At 71.5% G+C, this 22,603-nt stretch carries 22 protein-coding genes; 13 read left to right on the top strand and 9 right to left on the bottom strand.

Going from position 1 to position 22,603, the window contains the following annotated elements:
* The 7 genes from LZ604_RS24145 to LZ604_RS24115 all read left to right on the top strand — a co-directional run bounded on the left by LZ604_RS24145 (position 1) and on the right by LZ604_RS24115 (position 5,215).
* The gene (locus LZ604_RS24145) at positions 1 to 519 is read left to right on the top strand and encodes an NUDIX hydrolase (RefSeq protein WP_234517542.1); all 519 of its coding nucleotides are present in this window, start codon (positions 1 to 3) and stop codon (positions 517 to 519) included.
* Positions 520 to 588: 69 nt separating this feature from the next.
* Positions 589 to 981, top strand: coding sequence for a YidH family protein (locus tag LZ604_RS24140; RefSeq protein WP_234517541.1), 393 nt, complete (start codon positions 589 to 591; stop codon positions 979 to 981).
* A complete protein-coding gene (locus tag LZ604_RS24135) occupies positions 978 to 1,301 on the top strand; it encodes a DUF202 domain-containing protein (protein ID WP_234517540.1) in 324 nt (107 codons plus the stop codon). The genes LZ604_RS24140 and LZ604_RS24135 overlap by 4 nt, the downstream gene beginning before the upstream one ends.
* A 209-nt stretch (positions 1,302 to 1,510) precedes the next feature.
* A complete protein-coding gene (locus tag LZ604_RS24130) occupies positions 1,511 to 1,807 on the top strand; it encodes a hypothetical protein (protein WP_234517539.1) in 297 nt (98 codons plus the stop codon).
* Between the two features lie 94 nt (positions 1,808 to 1,901).
* Complete coding sequence (locus LZ604_RS24125; RefSeq protein ID WP_234517538.1) at positions 1,902 to 2,813, top strand: MBL fold metallo-hydrolase; 912 nt, start codon at positions 1,902 to 1,904, stop codon at positions 2,811 to 2,813.
* A 158-nt stretch (positions 2,814 to 2,971) separates the two neighbouring features.
* On the top strand, positions 2,972 to 3,994 hold the full coding sequence (locus LZ604_RS24120; protein WP_234517572.1) for a phosphotransferase family protein: 1,023 nt from the start codon (positions 2,972 to 2,974) through the stop codon (positions 3,992 to 3,994).
* Between the two features lie 6 nt (positions 3,995 to 4,000).
* A complete protein-coding gene (locus tag LZ604_RS24115; RefSeq protein WP_234517537.1) occupies positions 4,001 to 5,215 on the top strand; it encodes an acyl-CoA dehydrogenase family protein in 1,215 nt (404 codons plus the stop codon).
* 53 nt (positions 5,216 to 5,268) lie between these two features.
* On the opposite strand, the gene LZ604_RS24110 is transcribed toward LZ604_RS24115, so the two are convergent.
* The 3 genes from LZ604_RS24110 to LZ604_RS24100 are packed head-to-tail and all read right to left on the bottom strand — an operon-like array spanning position 5,269 to position 8,309.
* On the bottom strand, positions 5,269 to 5,862 hold the full coding sequence (locus LZ604_RS24110) for a TetR/AcrR family transcriptional regulator (protein ID WP_234517536.1): 594 nt from the start codon (positions 5,860 to 5,862) through the stop codon (positions 5,269 to 5,271).
* A 27-nt stretch (positions 5,863 to 5,889) separates the two neighbouring features.
* Positions 5,890 to 7,548, bottom strand: coding sequence for a class I adenylate-forming enzyme family protein (locus LZ604_RS24105; RefSeq protein WP_234517535.1), 1,659 nt, complete (start codon positions 7,546 to 7,548; stop codon positions 5,890 to 5,892).
* Positions 7,545 to 8,309 (bottom strand): SDR family oxidoreductase, encoded by a 765-nt coding sequence (locus LZ604_RS24100; RefSeq protein ID WP_234517534.1) that lies wholly within the window; start codon positions 8,307 to 8,309, stop codon positions 7,545 to 7,547. Before LZ604_RS24100 ends, LZ604_RS24105 begins: the two co-directional genes overlap by 4 nt.
* Before the next feature lie 151 nt (positions 8,310 to 8,460).
* Here LZ604_RS24100 and LZ604_RS24095 point away from each other — a divergent pair, with 151 nt between their 5' ends.
* Both LZ604_RS24095 and LZ604_RS24090 read left to right on the top strand, forming a co-directional pair.
* The gene (locus tag LZ604_RS24095; protein ID WP_234517533.1) at positions 8,461 to 9,750 is read left to right on the top strand and encodes an exo-beta-N-acetylmuramidase NamZ family protein; all 1,290 of its coding nucleotides are present in this window, start codon (positions 8,461 to 8,463) and stop codon (positions 9,748 to 9,750) included.
* A gap of 81 nt (positions 9,751 to 9,831) precedes the next feature.
* Positions 9,832 to 11,178 carry a serine-threonine protein kinase gene (locus LZ604_RS24090; RefSeq protein WP_234517532.1) on the top strand — a complete coding sequence of 449 codons (1,347 nt, stop codon included), beginning with the start codon at positions 9,832 to 9,834 and terminating at the stop codon, positions 11,176 to 11,178.
* An 18-nt stretch (positions 11,179 to 11,196) separates the two neighbouring features.
* Here the strand turns inward: LZ604_RS24090 and LZ604_RS24085 are convergent, their stop codons facing one another.
* A complete protein-coding gene (locus LZ604_RS24085; RefSeq protein WP_234517531.1) occupies positions 11,197 to 13,995 on the bottom strand; it encodes a penicillin acylase family protein in 2,799 nt (932 codons plus the stop codon).
* Positions 13,996 to 14,251: 256 nt separating this feature from the next.
* On the opposite strand from LZ604_RS24085, the gene LZ604_RS24080 reads away from it, so the two are divergent.
* Positions 14,252 to 14,854 (top strand): hypothetical protein, encoded by a 603-nt coding sequence (locus LZ604_RS24080; protein ID WP_234517530.1) that lies wholly within the window; start codon positions 14,252 to 14,254, stop codon positions 14,852 to 14,854.
* A 138-nt stretch (positions 14,855 to 14,992) separates the two neighbouring features.
* On the opposite strand, the gene LZ604_RS24075 is transcribed toward LZ604_RS24080, so the two are convergent.
* On the bottom strand, positions 14,993 to 15,343 hold the full coding sequence (locus LZ604_RS24075; protein ID WP_234517529.1) for a hypothetical protein: 351 nt from the start codon (positions 15,341 to 15,343) through the stop codon (positions 14,993 to 14,995).
* Positions 15,344 to 15,661: 318 nt separating this feature from the next.
* Here LZ604_RS24075 and LZ604_RS24070 point away from each other — a divergent pair, with 318 nt between their 5' ends.
* Entirely contained in the window at positions 15,662 to 16,729 is a 1,068-nt protein-coding gene (locus LZ604_RS24070) for an RNA ligase (ATP) (RefSeq protein WP_234517528.1), read from the top strand.
* Between the two features lie 165 nt (positions 16,730 to 16,894).
* Positions 16,895 to 17,356 carry a MaoC family dehydratase gene (locus LZ604_RS24065; RefSeq protein WP_234517527.1) on the top strand — a complete coding sequence of 154 codons (462 nt, stop codon included), beginning with the start codon at positions 16,895 to 16,897 and terminating at the stop codon, positions 17,354 to 17,356.
* A gap of 40 nt (positions 17,357 to 17,396) precedes the next feature.
* Here the strand turns inward: LZ604_RS24065 and LZ604_RS24060 are convergent, their stop codons facing one another.
* Positions 17,397 to 18,020, bottom strand: coding sequence for a TetR/AcrR family transcriptional regulator (locus LZ604_RS24060; RefSeq protein WP_234517526.1), 624 nt, complete (start codon positions 18,018 to 18,020; stop codon positions 17,397 to 17,399).
* 88 nt (positions 18,021 to 18,108) lie between these two features.
* The gene (locus LZ604_RS24055) at positions 18,109 to 19,260 is read right to left on the bottom strand and encodes an acyl-CoA dehydrogenase family protein (RefSeq protein ID WP_234517525.1); all 1,152 of its coding nucleotides are present in this window, start codon (positions 19,258 to 19,260) and stop codon (positions 18,109 to 18,111) included.
* A gap of 109 nt (positions 19,261 to 19,369) precedes the next feature.
* Between LZ604_RS24055 and LZ604_RS24050 the strand changes: the two genes are divergently transcribed.
* Positions 19,370 to 20,020 (top strand): TetR/AcrR family transcriptional regulator, encoded by a 651-nt coding sequence (locus tag LZ604_RS24050; RefSeq protein WP_234517524.1) that lies wholly within the window; start codon positions 19,370 to 19,372, stop codon positions 20,018 to 20,020.
* 49 nt (positions 20,021 to 20,069) lie between these two features.
* On the opposite strand, the gene LZ604_RS24045 is transcribed toward LZ604_RS24050, so the two are convergent.
* Positions 20,070 to 21,152 (bottom strand): Zn-dependent alcohol dehydrogenase, encoded by a 1,083-nt coding sequence (locus tag LZ604_RS24045; protein WP_234517523.1) that lies wholly within the window; start codon positions 21,150 to 21,152, stop codon positions 20,070 to 20,072.
* A 5-nt stretch (positions 21,153 to 21,157) separates the two neighbouring features.
* Complete coding sequence (locus LZ604_RS24040) at positions 21,158 to 22,555, bottom strand: aldehyde dehydrogenase family protein (protein ID WP_234517522.1); 1,398 nt, start codon at positions 22,553 to 22,555, stop codon at positions 21,158 to 21,160.
* Positions 22,556 to 22,603 lie beyond the last annotated feature (48 nt).

Here is a 22,603-nt window from a genome sequence, read left to right as displayed (position 1 = left end):
ATGAGTGCCGCCGACGAGCTCCTCGACATCGTGGACGAGAACGACAGGGTCATCGGGCAGTCGCCGCGCGGCGAGGCATACGCGCGCGGGCTGCGCCACCGGTGTGTGTTCATCCAGGCACGGGACGGCGAGGGCCGGCTGTTCGTGCACCGCCGCACTGCCACCAAGCTGGTCTTCCCGTCCCTGTACGACATGTTCGTCGGCGGGGTCGTCGGCGCGGGCGAGTCCTACGACGACGCCGCCCTGCGGGAGGCGGAGGAGGAACTCGGCGTCAGCGGTCTGCCCCGGCCCGAACCGCTGTTCACGTTCCTGTACGACGACGACGCCGGCCGGAGCTGGTGGTCCTCGGTCTACCAGGTCCGCTGCGACCTGCCCGTCAGCCCGCAGGCCGAGGAGGTCGCCTGGTACGCCTTCCTGCCGGAGGAGGAGGTGGACCGCCGGCTGTCCGACTGGGAATGGGTCCCGGACGGTCTGGCCGCGTACCGGCGCCTCAAGGAGTACCGCCGGGCCACGGCCTGAAACCCCCGCCCGGGCCGTACCGCGGGCGCACCGCCGAACCCCCTGATGACGGACCGGTAAGGTCCTGTCGTGAGCGAATTCGTACGGAACCTCCGGCTGTGGTTCGCGCCCCAGGAGATCCGGCAGGAGGGCCGTACGCCCGACTACCGCTTCTCGCTCGCCAACGAGCGCACCTTTCTGGCCTGGCTGCGCACCGCGCTGGCGCTGATCGGCGGGGGTTTCGCAGTGGACCAGTTCCTGCCGGACCTGCGCTGGGCCTGGCGGGCCGGTCTCGCCCTGGGGCTGCTGGGCGCCGGGGTCCTGTGCTCGTTGCGCGCCATCAACCACTGGGTGCGCTGCGAGCGGGCCATGCGGCGCGGCGACGACCTTCCCGCGTCGCGTTTCCCGGCGCTGCTGAGCATCGCCGTCGCCGTGGTGGCGGTCGCGATGGTCGTGATCGTCGTCGTCGGCTGGGAAGGATGAAGGTCCCGGCCCCGGAGCGCGACCCGGGCCTCCAGCCGGAGCGCACCCGGCTCGCCTGGCGCCGCACCACCCTGTCGATCACCGTGGCCGCCGTTCTGGCCGCGAAGACCGCGCTGCACGACAGGACGGCGGCCGGCTTCACCGCGGTCACCCTGTGCGGCCTGTTCTGGCTCGGCTTCCTGGCCCTCGCCCACCTCCGCATCCGTGCCCTGGCCACCACGCAGACCGGCCTCGCCCCACGGCTGCGGACCCGTCACGCCGCCGCCGCGACCCTCTGCACGGCCGCCCTCGCCGTGTGCGCGGTCGCACTGGTGTTCTGAGGGTACGGACGGGCATTTCGAGCGCACGACGGGCTCCGAGCGCGCGCCGGGGTTCCGGGCCCGCTCGGGGCGCTTACACGGCATGCCTGTCGAGCGAGTCGAGATTGCCCCTTTTGGTACTGTTCGTCCGGCCGGTATCTCCTCCCCGCCGATTGCCCCTCCCGTCAGCCCGAACCGCCCTTCGCACGACACCTTCGAAGGTGAGCGCCATGAGCATCCAGCACGCGGAACACACAGGACACCCTCACAGCCACGGCCCGGCCTGCGGACACGACGCCGTACCGCACGGGGATCACGTCGACTACGCCCACGACGGCCATCTGCACCGTGAGCACGGCGGCCATTGGGACGAGTGCGAGGCCGGGGTGCATGTCACCCACGAGGGACACGAGCACCAGCACGGCAACGGCTGCGGTCACCGGGCGGTCCCGCACGGCGACCACGTCGACTATCTGCACGACGGCCACCGGCACGCCGGGCACGAGGGACACTGGGACGACCACTGAGGACTCCGAGGCCGCACGGGGAACCCCCTGCTTCCGCGGGCTCGTCGCCGGCTGGCAGGCTTGGTCACCGGTTGACGACGACTCAGGGGGTCCCATGGCCGCGGCGGAACCGTACACGGTCGCACTTGCCGACGACGTACACGCCTATGTACAGCCGGACGGCGGATGGTGTCTGAACAACGCCGGGTTCGTGGTGGACGGGACCACGACCCTGCTCGTCGACACCGCGGCGACCGAGCGCCGCACACGCGCCCTGGCCGCCGCGGTCGCGGCCACGGGGGCGGCCGCGCCGCGGTTCGTCGTCAACACCCACCACCACGGCGACCACACCTACGGCAACGGCCACTTCGCACCGTCCGCGACGATCGTCTCGCACACCGACTGCCGACGGGAGGCGCTCGCCAGCGGGCACAACCTGCCGCTGGTGTGGCCCGGGATCGACTACGGGGACATCCGCATCCAGGGCGCCGACCTGACGTACACCGGCCGGACGACGATGCATGTCGGCGGGATCGACGCGGAGATCATCCACCCCGGCGTCGCACACACCGTCGGGGACTCCGTGGTGTGGCTGCCGCACCGCCGGGTGCTGTTCGCCGGTGACCTGGTCTTCCAGGGCGGTACGCCGTTCCTTCTGATGGGTTCGCTCAGCGGCTCACTGCGCGCCCTCGACGTGCTGCGCGACCTGGGTGCCGAGACGGTGGTGCCGGGCCACGGCGCGATCACCGACCCGTCGGAGTTCGACCGCACCGAGCGCTATCTGCGGTTCGTCGCGGAGGTGGCGCAGGAGAACCACGCGGCGGGGCGTACACCGCTTCAGGCCGCACAGGCGACCGACCTCGGGGAGTTCGCACAGTGGCGCGAGAGCGAGCGGCTGGTGGCCAATCTGCACCGCGCCTACGCCGAGCTGGACGGCCGCCCGGAGGGTGCACCCCTGGACCTGCTGCCCGCCTTCCATGACATGGCGGTCATGAACGGTGGGGAGATGGTGGCCAGTCACGCATGAGGACAGGCGGCGCGTCGCCGCCATGACGCCACCCACCCCGCCCCGTCGGCGCCACGGAGAGCCCGTGGCGCCGATCACGTTGGCGCCACCCACTGGACGACATACCGACCGGTCGGCATCATGATGCTGGTCCCGTTTCCGCGCTTGTAGGAGCAATGATGAGCCCAGACCACCCGCCGGGTCTCGATCTCGACCGGCTGCACGGCCTGCTCGACACCGAGCGGCCCGGCCTGGTGAACGGTCCCCTGACCGGCCGGCTGATCGAGGGCGGGCGGTCCAACCTCACCTACGCCGTCTCGGACGGCACGGCCCGGTGGGTCGTACGACGTCCGCCGCTCGGGCACGTCCTGGCCACCGCGCACGACATGAAGCGCGAGCACCGGGTGATCAGTGCGCTGCACCCGACGGCCGTGCCGGTACCGCGCCCGGTGCTGCTGTGCGAGGACGACTCCGTCCTGGGCGCCCCCTTCTACGTGATGGACTTCGTCGAGGGCACCCCCTACCGCACCGCCGAGCAACTCGCCCCGCTCGGCCCGCAGCGGACCCGGGACGCGATCCTCGGGCTGGTGGACACCCTGGTCGAGCTGCACGCGGTGGACCCCGTCGAGGTGGGGCTCGCCGACTTCGGCCGGCCCGAGGGCTTCCTGGACCGGCAGCTGCGCCGCTGGGGCAAGCAGCTGGACGCCTCCCGCAACCGTGAGCTGCCCGGCATCGACGAGCTGCACGCCGCGCTCGGCCGCGCGCTGCCCGTCTCGCCCCGGGCCACCGTGATCCACGGCGACTACCGCCTGGACAACGTGCTGCTCGGCGAGGACGACCGGATCGCCGCCATCCTGGACTGGGAGATGTCCACGCTCGGCGACCCGCTCACCGACGTCGGCCTGCTGGTGATGTACAGCGTGCCCCTGCGGCTGCCGGACTCCCCCATCTCCACCACCGCCATCGCCGAGGGACACCCGGACCCGGCCGAGCTGATCGAGCGGTACGCCGCCCGCTCGGGACGCGACCTCACCGCCGTCTCCTGGTACACGGCGTTCGCCTGGTTCAAGCTGGCCGTGATCCTCGAGGGCATCCACTACCGCTACACCCTCGGCCAGACGGTCGGGCGGGGCTTCGACCGCATCGGCGAACTGGTGCCCGTGTTCATCGAGCACGGCCTGACCACCCTCCAGGAAGGCTGAACCGTCATGGACTTCGCGTTCGACGCGCGCACCGAGGAGCTGCGCGCCAAGCTGCTCGCCTTCATGGACGAGCACGTCTATCCGGCGGAGGCCGTCGCCGAGGAGCAGCGGGCGGGGCTGGCCTCCCCATGGGACACCCCCGCGATCGTCGAGGAGCTGAAGGCCGAGGCCCGCCGCCAGGGCCTGTGGAACCTGTTCCTGCCCGACACCGAGCACGGCGCCGGGCTCACCAACCTCCAGTACGCGCCGCTCGCCGAGATCACCGGCCGCTCCCCGCAGCTCGCGCCCACCGCGCTGAACTGCGCGGCGCCCGACACCGGCAATATGGAGGTGCTCGCCCAGTTCGGTGACGAGCGGCAGAAGAAGCAGTGGCTGGAGCCGCTGCTCGCCGGGGAGATCCGGTCGGCGTTCGCGATGACCGAGCCCGAGGTGGCCTCCTCGGACGCCACCAACATCACCACGCACATCGAGCGCGACGGCGACGAGTACGTCATCACCGGCCGCAAGTGGTACATCTCCGGGGCGATGAACCCGGACTGCAAGATCTTCATCGTGATGGGCAAGACGGACCCGGACGGGGCCGACATCCGCCGTCAGCAGTCGATGGTGCTCGTGCCGCGCGACACGCCCGGCGTGCACGTCAAGCGGGCGATGAAGGTGTACGGCTACGAGGACCACTACCACGGCGGTCACGCCGAGGTCGTCTTCGACCACGCGCGCGTGCCGGTGTCGAACCTGATCGGTGAGGAGGGCGGAGGCTTCGCCATCGCCCAGGCCCGCCTCGGTCCGGGCCGCATCCACCACTGCATGCGGCTGATCGGCATGGCCGAGCGGGCGATCGAGCTGATGTGCGTCAGGGCCGTCTCCCGAAACGCCTTCGGCAAGGCGCTGGCCCAGCAGGGCGTGGTGCAGGGGTGGATCGCCGATGCGCGTGTGGCCGTGGAGCAACTGCGGCTGCTGGTCCTGAAGACGGCGTGGATGATGGACACGGTCGGCAACAGGGGCGCCCACACCGAGATCCAGGCCATCAAGATCGCCACCCCGCGCACGGTCGTCGACATCATCGACAAGGCGGTCCAGCTGCACGGCGCGGGCGGGGTGAGCCAGGACTTCCCGCTGGCCGAACTGTGGGCGGCGGCCCGGACCCTGCGGCTCGCGGACGGGCCGGACGAGGTGCACCAGCGGTCCCTGGCCCGCCGGGAGCTGAAGAAGTACCTCTGAGACGCGGGTGCGGGGGCGGCCATCGAGACGGCCGCCCCCGCATGCGTTCGGGCTCAGGGCCGCAGCGCCCGCAGCAGCAGGTCGGCGAGATGGTCGGCGACCTGCTGGGGGGTGAGCGGCCCGTCCGGGCGGTACCACGTCGACAGGTGGTGCACCGAGCCGAAGTGGTAGTCGACCACCAGGTCGGCGGGGGTGGCGGTGGAGAACACGCCCTCCCTCTGGCCCTCCTCGATCAGCGCACGGAAGCGTTCGTGGTACCGGCGCCGCTCCGCGCGCACCTGCTTGTTCTTCTCCGGGCTCAGGTGGTGCATGGACCGGAAGAAGATCATCGCGTCGTCGAGGTTCTCGATCGTGGTGACGACGACGTCCGCGGCCGCACCCCGCAGCCGCTTTTCGACCGGCTCGTCGGCGTCCGCGAAGGCGTCGAGGCGCTCCTGCTGGATGCGCAGCACCCGTGCGTACACCTCGTGCAGCAGATCGTCCTTGGAACCGAAGTAGTGGTAGAGCGCACCCTTGGTGACGCCGGCCGCCTCGACGATCTCCTGCACGGACGTGCGGTCGTACCCCTGGTCGGCGAAGAGCCGGGTGGCGGCGGCCAGGAGCCGCTGCGGGACGGGTGTACCGTCACCGTCCGTCGTTCTGGGCACTGCCGCCACCTGCCTTTCCTGGATGCTCTACTGGCTGATCTGCGATCGGGAACGCAGTTCCCGACGAAGAATCTTCCCACTCGCCGTTTTCGGCAGATCGGGGAGGATCTCCACCTGGCGCGGGTACTTGTAGGCTGCAAGTCTCTCCTTGCAGTACGCGGCCAGCGCGTCCGGGTCCGTCTCGGTGCCCGTGCGGAGGCTGATGTACGCCTTGACGGTCTCCCCGCGGTAGCCGTCGGGCACCCCGACGACGGCCGCCTCGCGCACCGCCGGATGGGTGTAGAGGACGTCCTCCACCTCGCGCGGCCACACCTTGAAGCCGGACGCGTTGATCATGTCCTTCTTCCGGTCGACGACGTACAGCCAGCCGCGCGCGTCCATGAATCCGATGTCCCCGGTGCGCAGTTCGCCGTCCGGGAAGGTCTCGGCGGTGGCGTCGGGCCGTCCCCAGTAGCCGGGCACCACCTGCGGGCCCCGGACGACGATCTCGCCCTGCTCACCGAACGGTACCTCCTGCCCCTCGTCGTCGACGATGCGGACGACCGTGTCGGGGCCCGGCACGCCGACGGCGAGCGTCCCGGAGACGGGGTCCACGGGCGCCTCCCGGCCGGGCGGCACGGAGGCGCAGGGCGCGGTGCACTCGGTGAGGCCGTAGCCGTTGCGGATGTACGGCCCGAAGCCGTCCCGGAACTTCTCCACCAGGGCGGGTGGCAGCGGGGCTCCACCGGAGGAGATCACCTTGAAGGAGGAGAAGTGGCCCGGGGTGACGGACGGGTGCGCGGCCAGTGCCATGAAGGCCGTCGACGGGCCGACGGTGTAGTGGGGCCGGTGCTCGGCGAAGGCGTCGAGGACGACGCCCGCCTCGAAGCGGTAGGCGAGGACGAGCGTCCCTCCGCTGGTGAGACAGGCCACCAGTTCGCACACCATGCCGGTGATGTGGAACAGGGGCGCCAGGGCGAAGTAGACCGGTGAGTCGGGCAGGCCCAGTCCGGTCCGCTGCCGCTCGGCGTTGTACATGACGTTGCCGTGGGTGTTGACGGCGCCCTTGGGGGTGCCGCTGGTGCCCGAGGTGTAGCTGATCAGTGCGATGTCCGAGGGCGCCGGGTCGCGGCCCTCCGGCGCCGGGTGGCCCTGCCGGGCGACGGCCACGAGGTCGTCCGCATCGGCGGCCGGTTCCGCACGCTCGAAGTTCATCACCCGCGCGTCGCCCCGGGTCTGCAGATCCAGCTCGCAGGCGGTGAGCACGATACGGACCGGCGAGCCGGCTGCCGTGTCCCGCAGATACGCCTCCCACGCGCGGTCGGCGCACACCAGGGCGCTCACCTCGGCGTCCTTGAGGATGTGGGCGACCTCGCCCGACTTGTACATCGGGTTGACGGGCACGACGGTCGCGCCCGCCTTCCAGGCCCCCAGCAGGGCGATCACGAAGTGCGGGGAGTTCTGCAGCAGGATCGCGACCCGGTCCCCGCGCTCGAGGCCCCGGGCGGCCAGGTGCCCGGCGACCGAGTCGGTGAGGTCGTCCAGTTCGGCGTAGCCGAGGCGCCCGTCGAAGTAGGCGAGGGCCGTACGGTCCCCCGGGACCGTGCGCAGGGCGTGCACCAGGGAGTCGGCGGGGTGGACGGGCATGCGCTGGGCTTCGCTGAGCAGGGAGAGCCAGGGCTTCGCGGCGTATCGGGACGGGCTCACCGGGCGGACTCCCACTTCTGCTGGAGATGGTTCATGTTCGTCAGCCAGCGATCCGGCTCGGTGGCGCGCGCCTGATAGTACGCGGCGACGTCCGGGTGCGGCAGGATCAGGAAGCGGTTCTCCTCGATGCCCTTGATGAGCGCGTCGGCGACGTCGGAGGGGTCGATCGCGGTCGGTGCGAGCACCAGTTCACCGGCGCTTCCGGACGCGGTCAGCATGTCGGTGCGGACGCCCTGGGGGCAGATCGCGTGCACCTTGAGGCCGCGGTGGCGGTAGGTCAGCGAGAGCCACTCGGCGAAGGCGTACGCCCCGTGCTTGGTGACGCTGTACGGGGCGGCACCGATCATGGTGAGCAGTCCGGCGGCCGAGACCGTGGAGACGAAGCGGCCCTCGCCGCGCTCCAGCCAGGCGGGCAGCAGGGCGCGGGCGGCGCGGACGTGCGCCATGACGTTCACGTCCCAGGCCCGCTCCCACACCTCCTCGTCGGCCGCCTCGGTGCCGCCCGAGCCGAGGCCCGCGTTGGCGCAGTAGACGTCGACCGTGCCGCCGAGGGCGTCCCGCGCCTCGGTCACGATCGCGGAGGCGTCCCCGGGGACCGCGATGCCGCCGATCTCGTCGGCCACGGCCTTGGCCCGTTCGGCGTCCAGGTCGTTGACGACGACCCTCGCCCCCTCGGCGGCGAAGCGGCGGGCCAGCGCGGCCCCGATGCCGCCTCCCGCCCCGGTGACCACCACTCCCGCATCCTGCACGGCTTCCACCATCGGTCTCCTTCGACGCGACGCCACGCGACTCGGCTCTGCCGCGGTCGGCTCTGCTGCGAGCGCCAGACTAACCAGTCGGTATGTAACGAGGGAAGAGCCCTCTCCGATGGAGCGTGCGCATGACAGATCCGTCGATCACGGAGGTCACCGCATGAGGCTGTCCCGACGAGGGCTGCTCACCGCGACCACGGCGACGGCCGTCTCGCTGTCGGCGCCCACAGCGTCCGCCACCTCAGTCACCCAGGTCACGTCTGTCTCATCGGTCACGTCAGCCTCCGGCGACGAGCGCGGCAGGCGTCTGCGCACCGGTTTCGAGCGGCTGGCGGCGGACGGCTATGCGCTCCTGGACGGCCGACGGGTCGGGGTGGTCACCAATCCGACCGGTGTGACCCGGGACCTGCGCCACATCGTCGACGTGATGCACGCCGACCCGCGGGTGAACCTGGTCGCGGTCTTCGGCCCCGAGCACGGCTTCCGGGGCACCGCGCAGGCCGGCGGCTCCGAGGGGCGCTACGACGATCCGGCGACCGGACTTCCCGTGTACGACACCTACGGCAAGAGCGGGCAGGCGCTCGCGGACGTCTTCACGGCGTCCGGCGTCGACAGCGTCGTCTTCGACGTCCAGGACGTCGGCGCCCGCTTCTACACCTACATCTGGACCCTCTACGACTGCATGGAGGCCGCCCGGCTGGCGGGTAAACGGTTCATGGTCCTGGACCGGCCCAATCCCGTGACCGGGCGGTCCGCCCAGGGACCGGTCCTGCACAGGGAGTTCGCCAGTTTCGTGGGACGGCAGCCGGTCTCCCAGGCGCACGGGATGACGGTGGCGGAGCTGGCGCTGCTGTTCAACGGGGAGTTCCTGAGCGCGCCCGTCCCGCTCGACACCGTCCTGATGACGGGCTGGAGGCGGTCGGACTTCTACGATGTCTCCGGTCTGCCCTGGGTGCCGCCGAGCCCCAACATGCCGACCCCCGACACCGCGCTGGTCTACTCCGGAACCTGTCTGTTCGAGGGCACCGGTCTCTCGGAGGGGCGGGGCACCACCCGGCCCTTCGAACTGCTGGGCGCGGAGGGGATCGACGGGCGGTGGGCGGCCGAGGCCGAGCGCCTTGGCCTGCCCGGGGTGCACTTCAGGGAGGCGTACTTCACGCCCACCTTCTCCAAGTTCCAGGGGAAGACCGTCGGCGGCGTGCAGATCCATGTGCACGACCGGGACGCGTACGACCCCGTCCGCACCGGGATCGCGCTGCTCGTGACCGCCAGGAAGGTGTGGAGCGGCTTCGCCTGGCGCCCCGACGCCTGGATCGACAGACTGACGGGGTCCGCCCGGGTACGCACCATGATCGACGCGGGCGCGACCGCCGACGAGGTGGTGGCCGCCTGGCAGGGCGAGCTGCACGCTTTCCGGCGGGTCCGTGAGAGGTACCTTGTGTACGCATGAGTCGTGACGTATGGCCAAGTTCCCCCAGCAGCGGGACTATGCGGACACAGCGCACTCGGCCTCGGCGCAAGGGGGTCCCTCATGGCGGTACCGGCGATCGGCGTGAATCCCTACTGGGAGCTGACCTTCGACGCGGACGGAGACGTGGACGGCCCCGAGCGGGACCGTCTGCTCGCGGACGTGACCCGGCGCGGAGTGCGGGACCTGCTGGTCTTCGCGCACGGCTGGAACAACGAGCGCTCCGGCGCGACCCGCCTCTACGGCCGCTTCTTCGCGCCCATGCCCTCACTCGCGCCGAAGGCCCGCCTGGGCTATGCCGGCGTGATCTGGCCGTCGATGATGTTCGCCGACGAACCGGTCCCCGATTTCCCGCACTCGGCCGTGGCGGGCGTTCCCGCGGGCGCCCGGCCGGGGCTGGACGAGAGCAGCCGGCAGGCGCTGGTGAAGGCCTTCCCCGGCCGCACCGACGAGGTGGAAGGGCTGGCCCGGCTGCTGGACCTTCGCCCGGACGACGGCCCCTCGCTGCAGGAGTTCGGCCGGCTCGTACGGCGGCTGGTGGAGGTGGATCCGCAGGGACCGCAGGCCGGGTGTGCCGCGGACACGGGGTGGGACGGGCCGTCCGGGAACGGTCCCGCGATGCTGTCGGAGGACATGACGCGGGTGTGCCGGTACTTCGCACGGGCGCTGGAGCAGGTGGAGTCGGCGGCGGCTGCGAGCGCGGAGGGGTTCTCGTGGACGCCGAAGGATCTGTGGGACGGGGCCCGTGAGGTGTTGCGGCAGGCCACGTACTACGCGATGAAGAGGCGCGCGGGCACGGTCGGGGAGCGCGGGCTCGGGCCGGTGATCGGGCGGCTGGCACAGACGGCACCGGGCGTGCGCGTCCATCTCGTCGGCCACAGTTTCGGCGGGCGGCTGGTGTCGTTCGCGCTGCGGGGGCTGCCGGACGGCGCGCGCACGGTGAAGTCCGTGACGCTGCTCCAAGGAGCCTTCTCCCACTACGCGTTCGCGGCCCGCCTTCCCGACGACCCGCGCTCCGGTGGCGTCCTGCACGAATACCGCGACCGTGTCGACGGGCCCCTGGTGTGCTGCTACTCCCACTTCGACTCGGCGCTCGGCACCCTGTATCCGCTGGCGTCGCGGATGGCCGGGGACGATCGCTCGCTGGCCGACGGTCCCACGGAGGGCTTCGACATCGGCCGGTTCCTCGGGCCCAGGTGGGGCGCCATGGGGCACGACGGTGTGCAGGCGGTGGACGGTACCCGGGGTCTCGCGCTCACCGAGGCGCTGCGTGGGCTGCCGGCGACGGGCTGTGTGAACGTCGACGCGTCCGCCGTGGTCTGCCGGGGCGGACCGCCCTCCGGCGCGCACAGCGACATCCTGCACCGGGAACTGGCGCAGCTGGTGCTGGCGGCGGGCCGTGTGGTCTGACCCGCCGCCGCTTTCGGCCTAGCGGTGCGAGGTGTACTCCACCACCTGCTGGAACGTCGGCCGGTTCTGCCAGCTGATCCTGCCGTGCTTGATGCCGCCGAGAGCGCGCTGGACGATCGAGTCGGCGCACCACTGATCACCGGCCGAGCACTGGTCGTCGCCGGGGTACACCTGGGACGCCGTCAGTCCGGCGGCCTGCTTGAGAGTGCCGATCAGGATGTCCCGGCAGGCGCTCAGGCTGCCGCCGCCGCAGTACTTCTGCGCCAACGGGCCCTGTACCGGCTCCCCCAGCACCGCCCGGATGTCCTTGTCGACATAGCTCCACCAGCCGTACTGGAAGGAGCTTCCGGCGTGTGAGCCGGTCGGGCCGTGCGCGGCCGACGGGGACTCGTCGACCGGCAGGTTGCCGGCGAAGGCCGTGTACAGGTCGCTGCCGAGGCCCGGTTCGAATTCGGCCTTGACCAGCAGCGGCCACCAGGCGTCGAGAATGCGGATCGCGTCGGCGTCGGCGTAGGTCTTCGAGCCGGACGAGGTCTCGGTGCGCCGCGCGCCCGCCGACACCCACGCGGACAGCTTGCCCACCGCCGCCGCGGCCGTGGGGTCCGTGACCGCCGAGCTGTTCACGACCCTCAGCAGTCCGGGCAGCACGTCCTCGGCCCGCAGATCGGCGAGCGCCGCGTCCGCCATCGCCTCGACCAGCGCGGAGCGGGTCACCCCGCCCGCCGCCACCAGCCTCTTCACCCGGTCCTCCAGCAGATTGCCGCGGTGGACCGGCCCCTCGCCCCAGGGAGCGGCCGCGTAGTCCCTGGCCTGCTTGTTGTTCCAGGAGATGTAGTAGTCCTGGTCGACGGAGTTCGGGTGCTGGGACGGTGGGGTGTAGTCCGCCGTGTTCGTCGCCGGGTCCCAGTTGCGCCATTCGTACGGTGCCTGCGCCCACACCGGGAAGTCGGCGTCGACGCCGTTCGCGCGCACCGGGTTGTCGCCGCTGTTGTAGTACGCGGTGTGCTGGGAGTCCGCGTAGAACCAGTTGAATGTGTAGTTGATGTGCTGCACCGCGCTCTGGAAGTCCTGCGGGCCCTTGACGTAGCCGGGGTCGTTCAGCATCTGGAAGCCGATGATCGAGTCGGCCTCGTGCAGGTAGGAGGAGCGCAGGGTGGTGTAGGCGACCTTCCTGCCGCCGGCGGTCGCGCGGTACTCGACGGGGCCGTACTTCGTCCGCCAGACCCGCATGGTGTACGAGCCGGCCGCGGTTCCGTCGGCGACGGTCGGGGACCAGGCGTTCTTCTGCTCGACCTTGTCCATGGCGGTGCAGGTGCCGTGGTACAGGTAGTGGTAGTCGTCCTGGCACAGCTCGACGGCGTAGGTGTCGATGATGTCCTGGCCGGAGGTCGTGGCGCTCCACGAGTAGTCCTGGCCGCGGCCCAGTTCGACGTACATGCTCAGGCCCGCGAAGGAGGCGCCGCGGGCGCTGATGCCCGGCCCCTGGATCTCCTGGAGCATCAGCAGCTGGGGCGCGAAGTAGCCGGTCTGCGGGCCGAAGACGGCGATCGGGTGGCCGCTCGGGGTGTACTTGCCGCTGACCACGAGGGCGTTGGACATACCGCGCCGGGCGGAGGACAGGGCCGTGGTGGCCGCGCTCTTCGAGGCTCTCTCGGCGCCGGCGGTGGCCCCGCTGCCGGTGCGGTCGTAGACGAGCGGCTCCTGGGTCACGGAACCGGCGTCGGGCAGTGCCGCGCCCTGCGGGCTGCCGGGCTTCGACGCGTAAGGGAAGCTCTCCCCGTTGTGGACGGTGAGCACGGCCTCGGGATCGTTGCGCTCGCGGAAGGACTCCCAGACCTTGGTGCCCTGCTCCACGCCGTACCTGGACTGGGCCGCGAGCAGGGAGATGGCGTTGCCGACCTCGCCGCCACCGCCCGAGCCGAACAGGGCGCCGATCACGGAGGCGAGCGCGACCATGTCGGTGACCTTGAAGTGCTCGATGGTGCCGGCGTTGGTGATGGCGTCCTTGTGGCCGGTCAGGACGTACTCGCCGGGGAAGTAGCGGCCGCTGTCGGAGGCGTCGATGTAGGCGTTGACACCTGCGAGATAGGCGTTGACGTCGTCGAGGGCCTGCCTGCCGCGGTCGCCGGCGGCGGCCACCGCGTGGTCGATCTGGGCCTGGAGATCGGCCTCGGTGTAGGGCGCGTTGCGCCAGAACTGCTGTTCAAGCCCCTGGTTGGCGGCCGCGCCGCCGGCGAAGGAGGTCAGCCGGCCGCGTCCGACGTGCCGGAAGACGTCCATCAGCCACAGCCGGTCCTCGGCCGCCGCATACCCGGCACCGAACTCCGTGCCGTAGCGGGTGATGCCGGTGATGTGCGGGACGCCCGTCTTCCTGTCGCGGACGATCGTCACGTCGCTGCGGCCCGCGGGCTTCTCGGTGGACGCGACCTGACCGGACGGAACCCCGAACGACGCGTCGTTGAAGAAGGTGTTGATCTGGGCGTCGGTGAGCGCGGAGTAGCCCTTGGCCAGGTCGGCGTACGGACCCAGTTGGTCCTCGGCGTGGCCGGGCTGGGTACCGAAGGCCTGGTTGAGCAGGATCTGGGCGAGGGTGGCGTTGCCGTTCTCGCCGGGCGGAAGGATGTCCGAACACCGGCCGCCGCAGTAGTCGCCGGCGGCCGCGGCACCTAAGGCCGCCGTGCCGTCGTCGGCCGCCGCGGAGATTGGCGACAAAAGACCGCCCACGAGGACGCATATCGCGGCGGCCCCGAGGAACTTCGGAAAACTGCGGGGAGTTCTCAGTCTGTCGAGGACGTTGCGTGGGGCGCGCTGTGGCATGACAGCTCCTCCCGACGATGGGGTCCCCCTGCTCGAGCGGAGACGAGAGCTGGGGGGCGGGCGGCCGTTACCGCCGGTATCCCCCGCGATTGAAGATGAACAAGCGTCAACTTTCAATAGTTCGGCAGTCGACTTGGGGAGGTCATCGAAAAAGGATGGAGCCGAATCGGTTGTCGATACGTCTATTCGGCGACGTCCGAACGACGACGCCGAGGTAACCGAAGTACAGGTGCAGGTGTGACGGAGGTGCAGGGCGATGGCCGGTTTCCGGAGTCTGGCGAGACAGGTACGAGACCCCAGGTGCGATCTGGCGCTACGGCGTTACTCACTGCGCAAGTGCCTGGAGAAGTTCGCCCCTTACGGGCATCGGGCGACCTGGGACCATCTGTGCTCCCGGGCCGGGTTCGGTCCCGAGGACCGCTCCCCCGATCCGGCGCGGCTCGTGGCCGCGCTGGAGGAGTTGGAGGAGGCCCGGTCCGTGTGGCTCGCCTATGAGGCCGAGTTCACGCAGCGTCGCAGGAAGGAGAAGCACGACGGGCTGCGCAGGCCGGGCAGTGTCGACGACTGGCACCGGCTGACCTGGGGCGGTTTCGGTGTCGCCTGGTGCGACGACCCGCGGGTGCACCCCGGTGAACCGCTGGCCGAGGTGTTGCGCCGGCTCATCGCCGCACTGGAGCGCGAACCGGGCGCGGCCTGCCCGGTGTGCGCCGGCGAACGCCTCGTATGGAGGTACGACCTGGCCCATGAGCCGTCCTCGGGCCCGGTCTGCACGGACTGCGGCATCGTGGTGCCGGTGCCCGTGCTGACGCCCGGGGCGCTGGCGGAGGCCCGGCGCGCACGGCTGCTGGTGTCGGCCTGACCAAAGCGCCCGAGGGCGCGGGGGTGCGCCGGGGATGCCGCACCCCCAATCGAGACCCGGGCCGGCCGTCGGCACGCCGGCGTGCCGTGCGGACACCGGGGCTCTGCCGAGCGCCCGTCCGGTGACGGAGGGGCCGGTTCAGGACGAACGGTCCCAGCGCCGCTCCTGCGGCAGGGCGAGAAGCGCGGCCCGGTCGGTCAGGTCGGCCTCGCCCGGGGCGCACAGGCGATCGCAAGCCCGCGGGGCGAACCACGACTGGAGTTCCGCCACCGCCGTGTTCTCCGCTGCCTGCAGCCAGGAGAAGGGCGAGTCGTCGGCGAGGAGATCGTCGAGCCGGCTGTCCGCGCAGCCCACGAGGTGCGCCTCGGCGACGGGGAGCCGCAGCCGGCGCTCGGGGAAGGGCGTCACAGACCCCGCGATGGCGGCACAGGTCTCGAAGACCTCGTCCACCGGATACGACGGCCGCGGCGTGGCAGGACGTCCTCCCACCAGGCGTACAGGAACGCCTCGATGGCGGCTGCCTGCTGGGCGGGCAGGAACGCCAGTCCACCCGGCTCAGCCCGTGCGCTCCCCAACCGACACCCTCGAGACTGCCGTCCGCCATCGCGCGCGCCGCGCGGCAGCAATCGGTGCATCGCGGCGGCGTGGTCGTCGAAGTGTCCGGGAGCCTCGAAGACGGACATACCCGGCGTCGCCGCCGGACGGAGAGGCAGACGCTACCAGCCGCAAATCCGCTGGCTCCATCCCTTTGCCCCTGGGGACAGTGGGGGGCGATGAAACACAGCCGAGGAACCTTGAGGAGCCCCGATGTCGACGCTGCGCGTCACCGCCGAAGTGCTGACCGTCCATGAGCATCCCAACGCCGACGCACTCGAACTGGCCCAGGTGGGCCTGTACCGGTCCGTCATCGCCAAGGGCCAGTACCGCACCGGTGACACCGCCGTCTACATCCCCGAGCAGTCCGTGCTCCCGGCGGCCCTGATCGAGGAGCTGGGGCTGACCGGACGGCTCGCGGGCAGCACGTCCGACCGGGTCAAGGCGGTCCGGCTGCGCGGCGAGCTCTCGCAGGGCATCGTCTGCCGCCCCAGGGCGCTGGCGGACGTCGACCTCGCGCGGGCCGCGGCGGAGGGCACCGACTTCGCGGAGGTGCTCGGCATCACCAAGTGGGTGCCGCCGATCCCGCCCACCATGAGCGGCGAGGTGGAGTCCGCGCCCGGTCTGATGCCCTGGGTGGACATCGGTAATCTCCAGCGCTATCCGGACATCTTCGCGCCGGGGGAGCCCGTAGTCCTGACGGAGAAGCTGCACGGTTCGGCGTGCCTGCTGACGTATGTCGCGGACGAGGACCGGGTGTACGTCTCCTCGAAGGGCTTCGCCGCCAAGTCCCTGGCGCTGAGGGAGGATCCGCGCAATCTGTACTGGCGGGCGGTGTGCGGTCACGGCGTCCCCGAGGCCGCGGCCCGGCTCGCCGAGCGGCTCGGCGCGCGCCGGGTGGGGATCTTCGGCGAGGTCTACGGCGCGGGCGTCCAGGATCTGACATACGGCGCCGACGGGCGGCGCGACACCCTGGGGTACGCCGTCTTCGACGTGTCCGCGGAGATCGACGGCACGCCCCGCTGGCTGGATGCCGTGGCCTTGCTCGCCGGGGAACTGCCGCTGGTGCCGAGGCTGTACGAGGGGCCGTATGACCTCGCGCGGGTGCTGGAGTGCGCCACGGGGCGGGAGACGGTGTCGGGGCGGGGGATACATCTGCGTGAGGGTGTGGTGATCCGGCCGGTCACCGAGCGGTACAGCCCGGTGACCGAGGGCAGGGCGATCGCCAAGGCGGTCAGTCCGGCGTATCTGACCCGGAAGGGCGGCACGGAGTACGAGTGAGCGCGGGCCGGGGGCCGTCGAGCGGCGGGCCCCGGCGGCCTCCGCGGGTCCGGGACCCTTTTCCCCGGCCATGTCCGGGCCCGGTCCGTTGACACGGATCCCGCGGGCGACCATGCTAAGCAGTTGCTTAGGCATGCTGACTTCATCACGCGAGAGGCCGGGAACATGGCAGAGCCGAGGATCTTCACGTCCGCCGACGAACTGAAGGCGGCGGTGGGCGAGCAGCTGGGGTACACCGACTGGCTGGAGATCGACCAGAAGCGGATCGACCTGTTCGCGGACGCCACGGGTGACCACCAGTGGATCCACGTCGACCCCGAGAAGGCGGCCTCGGGCCCCTTCGGCACGACCATCGCGCACGGCTATCTCACCCTGTCGCTGATCCCGCTCTTCGGACCGCAGCTGATCACGGTCGAGGGCGTGAAGATGGGTGTCAACTACGGGACCAACAAGGTCCGATTCCCCGCGCCCGTACCGGTCGGCTCCCGGGTGCGCGCCACCGCGACGATCAGCGCCGTGGAGGATGTGCCGGGCGGGGTGCAGCTGGTGATGGCCTTCACCCTGGAGCGCGAGGGCGGCGACAAGCCGGTGTGCGTGGCCGAGTCGGTCGCGCGCTACTACCTCTGAGCGGGCCGGCCGGTCACCGCCCCCCGAGCGGGCCGGGCGGCTACTTGCCCGCCCCGACCATCCGCAGCACGAGGTCGGCGTAGAGCGTGCCGACCTCCTCGGGGGTGCGGGGGCCGTCCAGATTGAACCAGCGGGCCACGTCGATGCACAGGGAGAGCACGGCCAGCGTCGTGCCGCGCACGTCCAGCACGTCGAACTCGCCGGTCGCCAGTCCGTCCTCGATGATCCCCCGCACCTCGGCGTCGACCTCGTGCCGCAGGGCCAGGATCTCGGCGCGGGCCTCCGGGCCGAGCGAGTCCAGTTCGTACTGCACGACCCGGGCGGTGGTGCGCCCCCCGGCGTGCCAGCGGACGAAGGAGCTCACGGCGTCGGCGAGCCGCTCGGTCGCGGAACCCTCCCGCCGGGCCGCCGTCCGCAGGATCTCCAGGGCCTTCTCGTGCCCGATCCGGCTGATGCGGTGGAGCAGCTCTTCCTTGGTCTTGTAGTGGATGTAGAGGGCGGCCGGGCTCATGCCCGCGCGGCCCGCGATGTCGCGGGTGGTGGTCGCGTGGTAGCCACGCTCGGCGAAGGCCTCCACGGCAGCCAGGAGCAGCCGCCTGGCCGCGTCCGGGGTGACCTCGGCCCACGGCGCCTCGCCGCCGCCCGTCTCCTCCGCCGTAGTCATCGCTCTCTCGCCCCTCTCACCGGCCGGAGTAACACCATACCGCCGAAGGTGAGCGAGCGCTTAGCACGCCCTCGGAATGAAGACACGGTCAGAAGGCCGAAACACCCGTCAGGTCGCGCCCGATGACGAGCTTCTGGATCTGGCTCGTGCCTTCGTAGAGGGTCATCACCCGGGCGTCGCGCAGGAGCTTGCCCGCCGGGTACTCGTCGATATAGCCGTAGCCGCCGAAGACCTGGAGGGCGTTGTTGGCGGCCCGGACGGCCGCCTCGGAGGCGAAGAGCTTGGCCTTGGAGGACTCGACGGCGAAGGGCAGCCCGCGGTCGATCAGATCGGCGACCCGCCAGGTCAGCAGCCGCGCCGCGTCCACGTCGACGGCGATGTCGCTGAGGAGTTCCTGGACCAGCTGGTGGTGGGCGATGGAGCGGCCGAACTGCTCGCGCTCGCCGGCGTAGCGAACGGCCGCCTCCAGGGCGGCCCTCGCGATGCCGACACAGCCCGCCGCGACCGACATCCGTCCCTTCGCGAGCGCGGACATGGCGATCGAGAAGCCCTTGCCCTCGGGACCCAGCATCGCGGAGGCCGGCACCCTCACGTCCTCGAGGACCAGCTCGGCGGTGGCCTGGCCGCGCAGACCGAGCTTGCCGTGGATCGGGCGGCGGGTGAGGCCGGGAGTGTCGGCCGGCACGAGGAAGGCGGAGACGCCCCGATGGCCCGGGGCGTCCGTGGAGCGCGCGAACAGGAGCACGACATCGGCCCAGGTGCCGTTGGTGATGAACATCTTGGTGCCGTTGACGACATAGTCGTCGCCGTCCCGGACCGCCCTTGTGGTGAGATTGCCGGCGTCGGATCCGGTGCCCGGTTCGGTGAGGCCGAAGCAGCCGACGTACGCGCCCGAGGTGAGCCCCGGCAGCCACTGCCGCTTCTGCTCCTCGCTGCCCCAGGCGGCGACGGTCTTGGCGACGAGACCGAGGGAGACCGAGACGATGCCGCGCACGGACGAGTCGCCGCGGCCCAGTTCCTCGGTCACCAGGCAGTACGCGAGGTGGTCGCCGCCCGAACCGCCGTACTCCTCGTCGATGGTGAGTCCGAGAAAGCCGAGCCGGCCCAGCTTCTCGACGATCGCCCGGTCGACCTCCTCGGCCCGGTCCCAGGCGACGACGTGCGGGGCGACCTCACGGGCCACGAAGTCCTCGGCCAGCCGCCGCACGGCGGCCTGCTCCTCACTGAGCTCCAGATTCACGACGCGTCACCCCAAGGGAAGGTCCGGGAGGCGCGGGAGGGGCTCCCGGAGGGTCTTCGAAGTCCGCACCCTTAAATTAGCACTGCTAGTTTCAAGGTGCAGCCCTACTATGTGCGCCATGGCCCGACCGCGCAAGCCCCTCCTGAGCACCGACCGCATCGTCGTCACGGCGCGGGCACTGGTGGACGCGGAGGGCCTCGCGGCCGTCTCCACGCGCCGTCTCGCCGCCGAACTCGGGGTGAGCGGGCCCTCCCTCTACAACCACTTCCGCACCAAGGACGAGATCCTGGAGGCGGTGGCAGACTCGGTGAGCGCACAGGTCGACCTGTCGATGTTCGAGGACGGCCGGCCCTGGCGGAGGGCGCTGCACGACTGGGCGGTCTCCTACCGGACCGCCCTGCGCGCCCATCCGAACATCGTGCCGGTCCTGGCGCGCGGGCCCGGCCGCCGCCCGGCCGCGCTGCGTCTTGCGGACGCCGTCTACGGCGCGATGGTCGACGCGGGCTGGCCGCCCGCGCAGGCCACCTCCATCGGCGCGCTGATGCGCTACTTCGTCATGGGCTCCGCGCTCGGCTCGTTCGCGGGCGGTTTCGTGGACGACGCCGCGGCGTACGATCCCGCCGACTACCCGCACCTCGGCCAGGCCCACCGGCTCGCCGAGCGGCAGGAGAAGATCGACGAACGGGCCTTCGAGACCGGGCTCACCGCACTGCTGGACGGGCTGGAGCACCAGTACCGGCAGATCGCGCCGACCGCGTAGCCCAGAGCCCCCCCGGCCCGGCACCCCTCCCCGCCCCGCCGCGGAGTTCCTAGAACACCACCAGCGCCCGACCTCCCCTGCCCGCGAGCATGGTGTCGAACGCCGCCGGGATGCCCTCCAGGGCGATGCGTTCCGTCACCAGCGTCCCGAGGTCCAGCCGGCCGGAGCGCACGTGCTCGGCCAGGACCGGCAGGTCCTCGGCCGGGTTCGTGTTGCCGTAGACACAGCCCGACAGGGTGCGGCCCCAGTGGAAGATCTCCAGGGCGTTGAAGGTGACCTGCTGGTCCTTGCCGCCGATGCCGACGACCGTCGTACGGCCGCCGCGGCGCGTGGCGTCCCAGGCCGCCCGGATGGTGACCGCGCGGCCCACGCACTCCACCGCCACGTCGACACCCTGCTTGTCCGTGAGAGCGCGGATCTCGCGCGGGGTGGTGTCGGAGGCGAGCAGGTAGTCGGTGGCGCCCGCCCGCCGGGCCAGCTCCTCCTTGGCGGGGGACAGGTCCACCGCGACGATCCGCTCCGCGCCCGCGATCCGGGCCGCCTGAAGGGCCGCGAGGCCTACCCCGCCGACGCCGAACACCGCCACCGTCTCCCCCGGCCGCACCCGGGCCGCATGGTGCACGGCCCCGTACCCGGTGAGAACGGCACAGCCCAGCAGGGCCGCGTCGGTCAGCGGCACTCCCTCCGGGGCCGGCAGCACACAGGAGGCCGCCACCACCGTCTCCTCGGCGAAGGCGGCCACGTTGAGACCGGGGTGGAGATCGGTCCCGTCGTCCGTGCGACGGGCGTGGACGTCCCCGGAGCCGGTCAGCGCGTTCGCACACAGCCACACCTCACCCCGCTCACAGGCGGGGCAACTGCCGCAGGAAGGCGCCCAGTTGAGGACGACACCGTCGCCCGGCGCGACATGGGTGACGCCCTCGCCTACGGACACCACCGTCCCCGCGCCCTCATGTCCGAGGACCGCGGGCACCGGCACCCGCATGGTTCCGTTGGTCAGCGACAGGTCGGAGTGGCACACCCCGGCGGCGGCCAGCCGGACGCGGACCCGGCCGGGGCCCGGTTGCGGCAGCTCGATGCCGGTGATCTCCAGCGGGGCACCGACGGCGGGCAGCACAGCGGCACGGACCATCTCGCTCAGCCTTCCTGGAACTGCAGGGATTTGGTCTGGAGGTATTCGGCGAGCCCGTGCGCACCCAGCTCGCGGCCCACCCCCGACTGCTTGTAGCCGCCGAAGGGGGCCAGGGGGTTGAAGCGTCCGCCGTTGATGTCGACCTGACCGGTCTCCATCCTCCGCGCGAATGCGGCGGCCTCCGCGTCGTCGCCCGCCCAGACGGCGCCGGCGAGTCCGTAGACCGTACCGTTGGCGATCCGCAGGGCGTCCTCCTCGTCCTCGTAGCGCAGGATCGACAGCACCGGGCCGAAGATCTCCTCCTGCGCGATCGTCATCTCCGGGGTGACGTCGGCGAAGACGGTGGGCCTCACATAGAAGCCGCGTTCGCGCGGGGCGTCCGCGCCGCCCGCGACCAGGCGTGCGCCCTCCGCCATGCCCTGGTCGATGTAACCGCGCACCCGAGCCTGCTGCTTGGCGCTCACCAGCGGGCCGATGCGGTCGCCGTACTTGTCCGCGGCCGCGGCCGCCAGCCCGACCGCCTCCTCGTACCGGTCCCGGTGCACCAGCATCCGCGTCCAGGCGCTGCATGTCTGGCCGGAGTTGGCCATCACGTTCGCGACGCCGACGTTCACCGCCCTGGCGAGGTCGGCACTCGGCAGGATGACGTTCGCCGACTTGCCGCCCAGTTCCAGGGCGACCTTCTTCACGGCCGCTCCGGCCGTCGCTCCGATCAGCCGGCCCACCGCCGTGGATCCGGTGAACGAGACCAGGTCGACGCCCTCGTGCCCGGCGAGCGCCTGGCCCGCGACCGGTCCGAGGCCGGTGACGAGCTGGAACACCCCGGCCGGTACGCCCGCCTCGTGCACCGCCTCCGCGAACAGCCGGGCCGTCAGCGGGGTGTCCTCGGCGGGCTTGAGGACGACGGTGCAGCCCGCCGCGAGCGCGGGGGCGACCTTGGCGACGATCTGATGGAGGGGGTAGTTCCAGGGGGTGATGGCGCCCACGACTCCGACCGGCTCGTGGTGCACGATGGAGTTGCCGACCTTCTCCTCGAAGGCGTGGGTGGCGGCCAGTTCGGCGTACGAGCCCGCCACCGCGATCGGCAGGCCCACCTGCACGGTCCGGGAGAACGACGGCGGCGACCCCAGCTCCGCCGTGACGGTCTCGGCGATCTCCTCCTGGCGGGCGAGGAGCACGTCCCTCAGGGCGGTCAGGCGCGCGGCCCGCTCGGCGGGCGGGGTGGCGGCCCACGCGGGGAGGGCGGCTCGGGCGGCACGGACGGCGGCGTCGACGTCCTCGGCGGTGCCCGCCGGGACCCGGGCGATGACCTGCTCGTCCGCCGGGTTCACGACGTCGATGGCGTCCGGGCCCGAAGCGGGGCGCCAGGCGCCGTCGATGTACATGCCGTCATGTGCCTTCATCGTCGTCCTCCCGGGCGGGGCCGTGTCGTCCGAGCCCCAAACTAGCGT

Source organism: Streptomyces glomeratus (assembly GCF_021462825.1).
Taxonomy (GTDB): Bacteria; Actinomycetota; Actinomycetes; order Streptomycetales; family Streptomycetaceae; genus Streptomyces; species Streptomyces glomeratus.
This window is presented reverse-complemented; position numbering and strand designations above follow the sequence as displayed.

Excerpts from the sequence above, each read along its gene's own strand:
- LZ604_RS24145 (WP_234517542.1), top strand. The coding sequence starts at position 1 with ATGAGTGCCGCCGACGAGCTCCTCGACATCGTGGACGAGAACGACAGG.
- LZ604_RS24135 (WP_234517540.1), top strand. The coding sequence starts at position 978 with ATGAAGGTCCCGGCCCCGGAGCGCGACCCGGGCCTCCAGCCGGAGCGC.
- LZ604_RS24130 (WP_234517539.1), top strand. The coding sequence starts at position 1,511 with ATGAGCATCCAGCACGCGGAACACACAGGACACCCTCACAGCCACGGC.
- LZ604_RS24125 (WP_234517538.1), top strand. The coding sequence starts at position 1,902 with ATGGCCGCGGCGGAACCGTACACGGTCGCACTTGCCGACGACGTACAC.
- LZ604_RS24120 (WP_234517572.1), top strand. The coding sequence starts at position 2,972 with ATGAGCCCAGACCACCCGCCGGGTCTCGATCTCGACCGGCTGCACGGC.
- LZ604_RS24115 (WP_234517537.1), top strand. The coding sequence starts at position 4,001 with ATGGACTTCGCGTTCGACGCGCGCACCGAGGAGCTGCGCGCCAAGCTG.
- LZ604_RS24100 (WP_234517534.1), bottom strand. The coding sequence starts at position 8,309 with ATGGTGGAAGCCGTGCAGGATGCGGGAGTGGTGGTCACCGGGGCGGGA.
- LZ604_RS24095 (WP_234517533.1), top strand. The coding sequence starts at position 8,461 with ATGAGGCTGTCCCGACGAGGGCTGCTCACCGCGACCACGGCGACGGCC.
- LZ604_RS24090 (WP_234517532.1), top strand. The coding sequence starts at position 9,832 with ATGGCGGTACCGGCGATCGGCGTGAATCCCTACTGGGAGCTGACCTTC.
- LZ604_RS24085 (WP_234517531.1), bottom strand. The coding sequence starts at position 13,995 with ATGCCACAGCGCGCCCCACGCAACGTCCTCGACAGACTGAGAACTCCC.
- LZ604_RS24080 (WP_234517530.1), top strand. The coding sequence starts at position 14,252 with ATGGCCGGTTTCCGGAGTCTGGCGAGACAGGTACGAGACCCCAGGTGC.
- LZ604_RS24070 (WP_234517528.1), top strand. The coding sequence starts at position 15,662 with ATGTCGACGCTGCGCGTCACCGCCGAAGTGCTGACCGTCCATGAGCAT.
- LZ604_RS24065 (WP_234517527.1), top strand. The coding sequence starts at position 16,895 with ATGGCAGAGCCGAGGATCTTCACGTCCGCCGACGAACTGAAGGCGGCG.
- LZ604_RS24060 (WP_234517526.1), bottom strand. The coding sequence starts at position 18,020 with ATGACTACGGCGGAGGAGACGGGCGGCGGCGAGGCGCCGTGGGCCGAG.
- LZ604_RS24050 (WP_234517524.1), top strand. The coding sequence starts at position 19,370 with ATGTGCGCCATGGCCCGACCGCGCAAGCCCCTCCTGAGCACCGACCGC.
- LZ604_RS24045 (WP_234517523.1), bottom strand. The coding sequence starts at position 21,152 with ATGGTCCGTGCCGCTGTGCTGCCCGCCGTCGGTGCCCCGCTGGAGATC.
- LZ604_RS24040 (WP_234517522.1), bottom strand. The coding sequence starts at position 22,555 with ATGAAGGCACATGACGGCATGTACATCGACGGCGCCTGGCGCCCCGCT.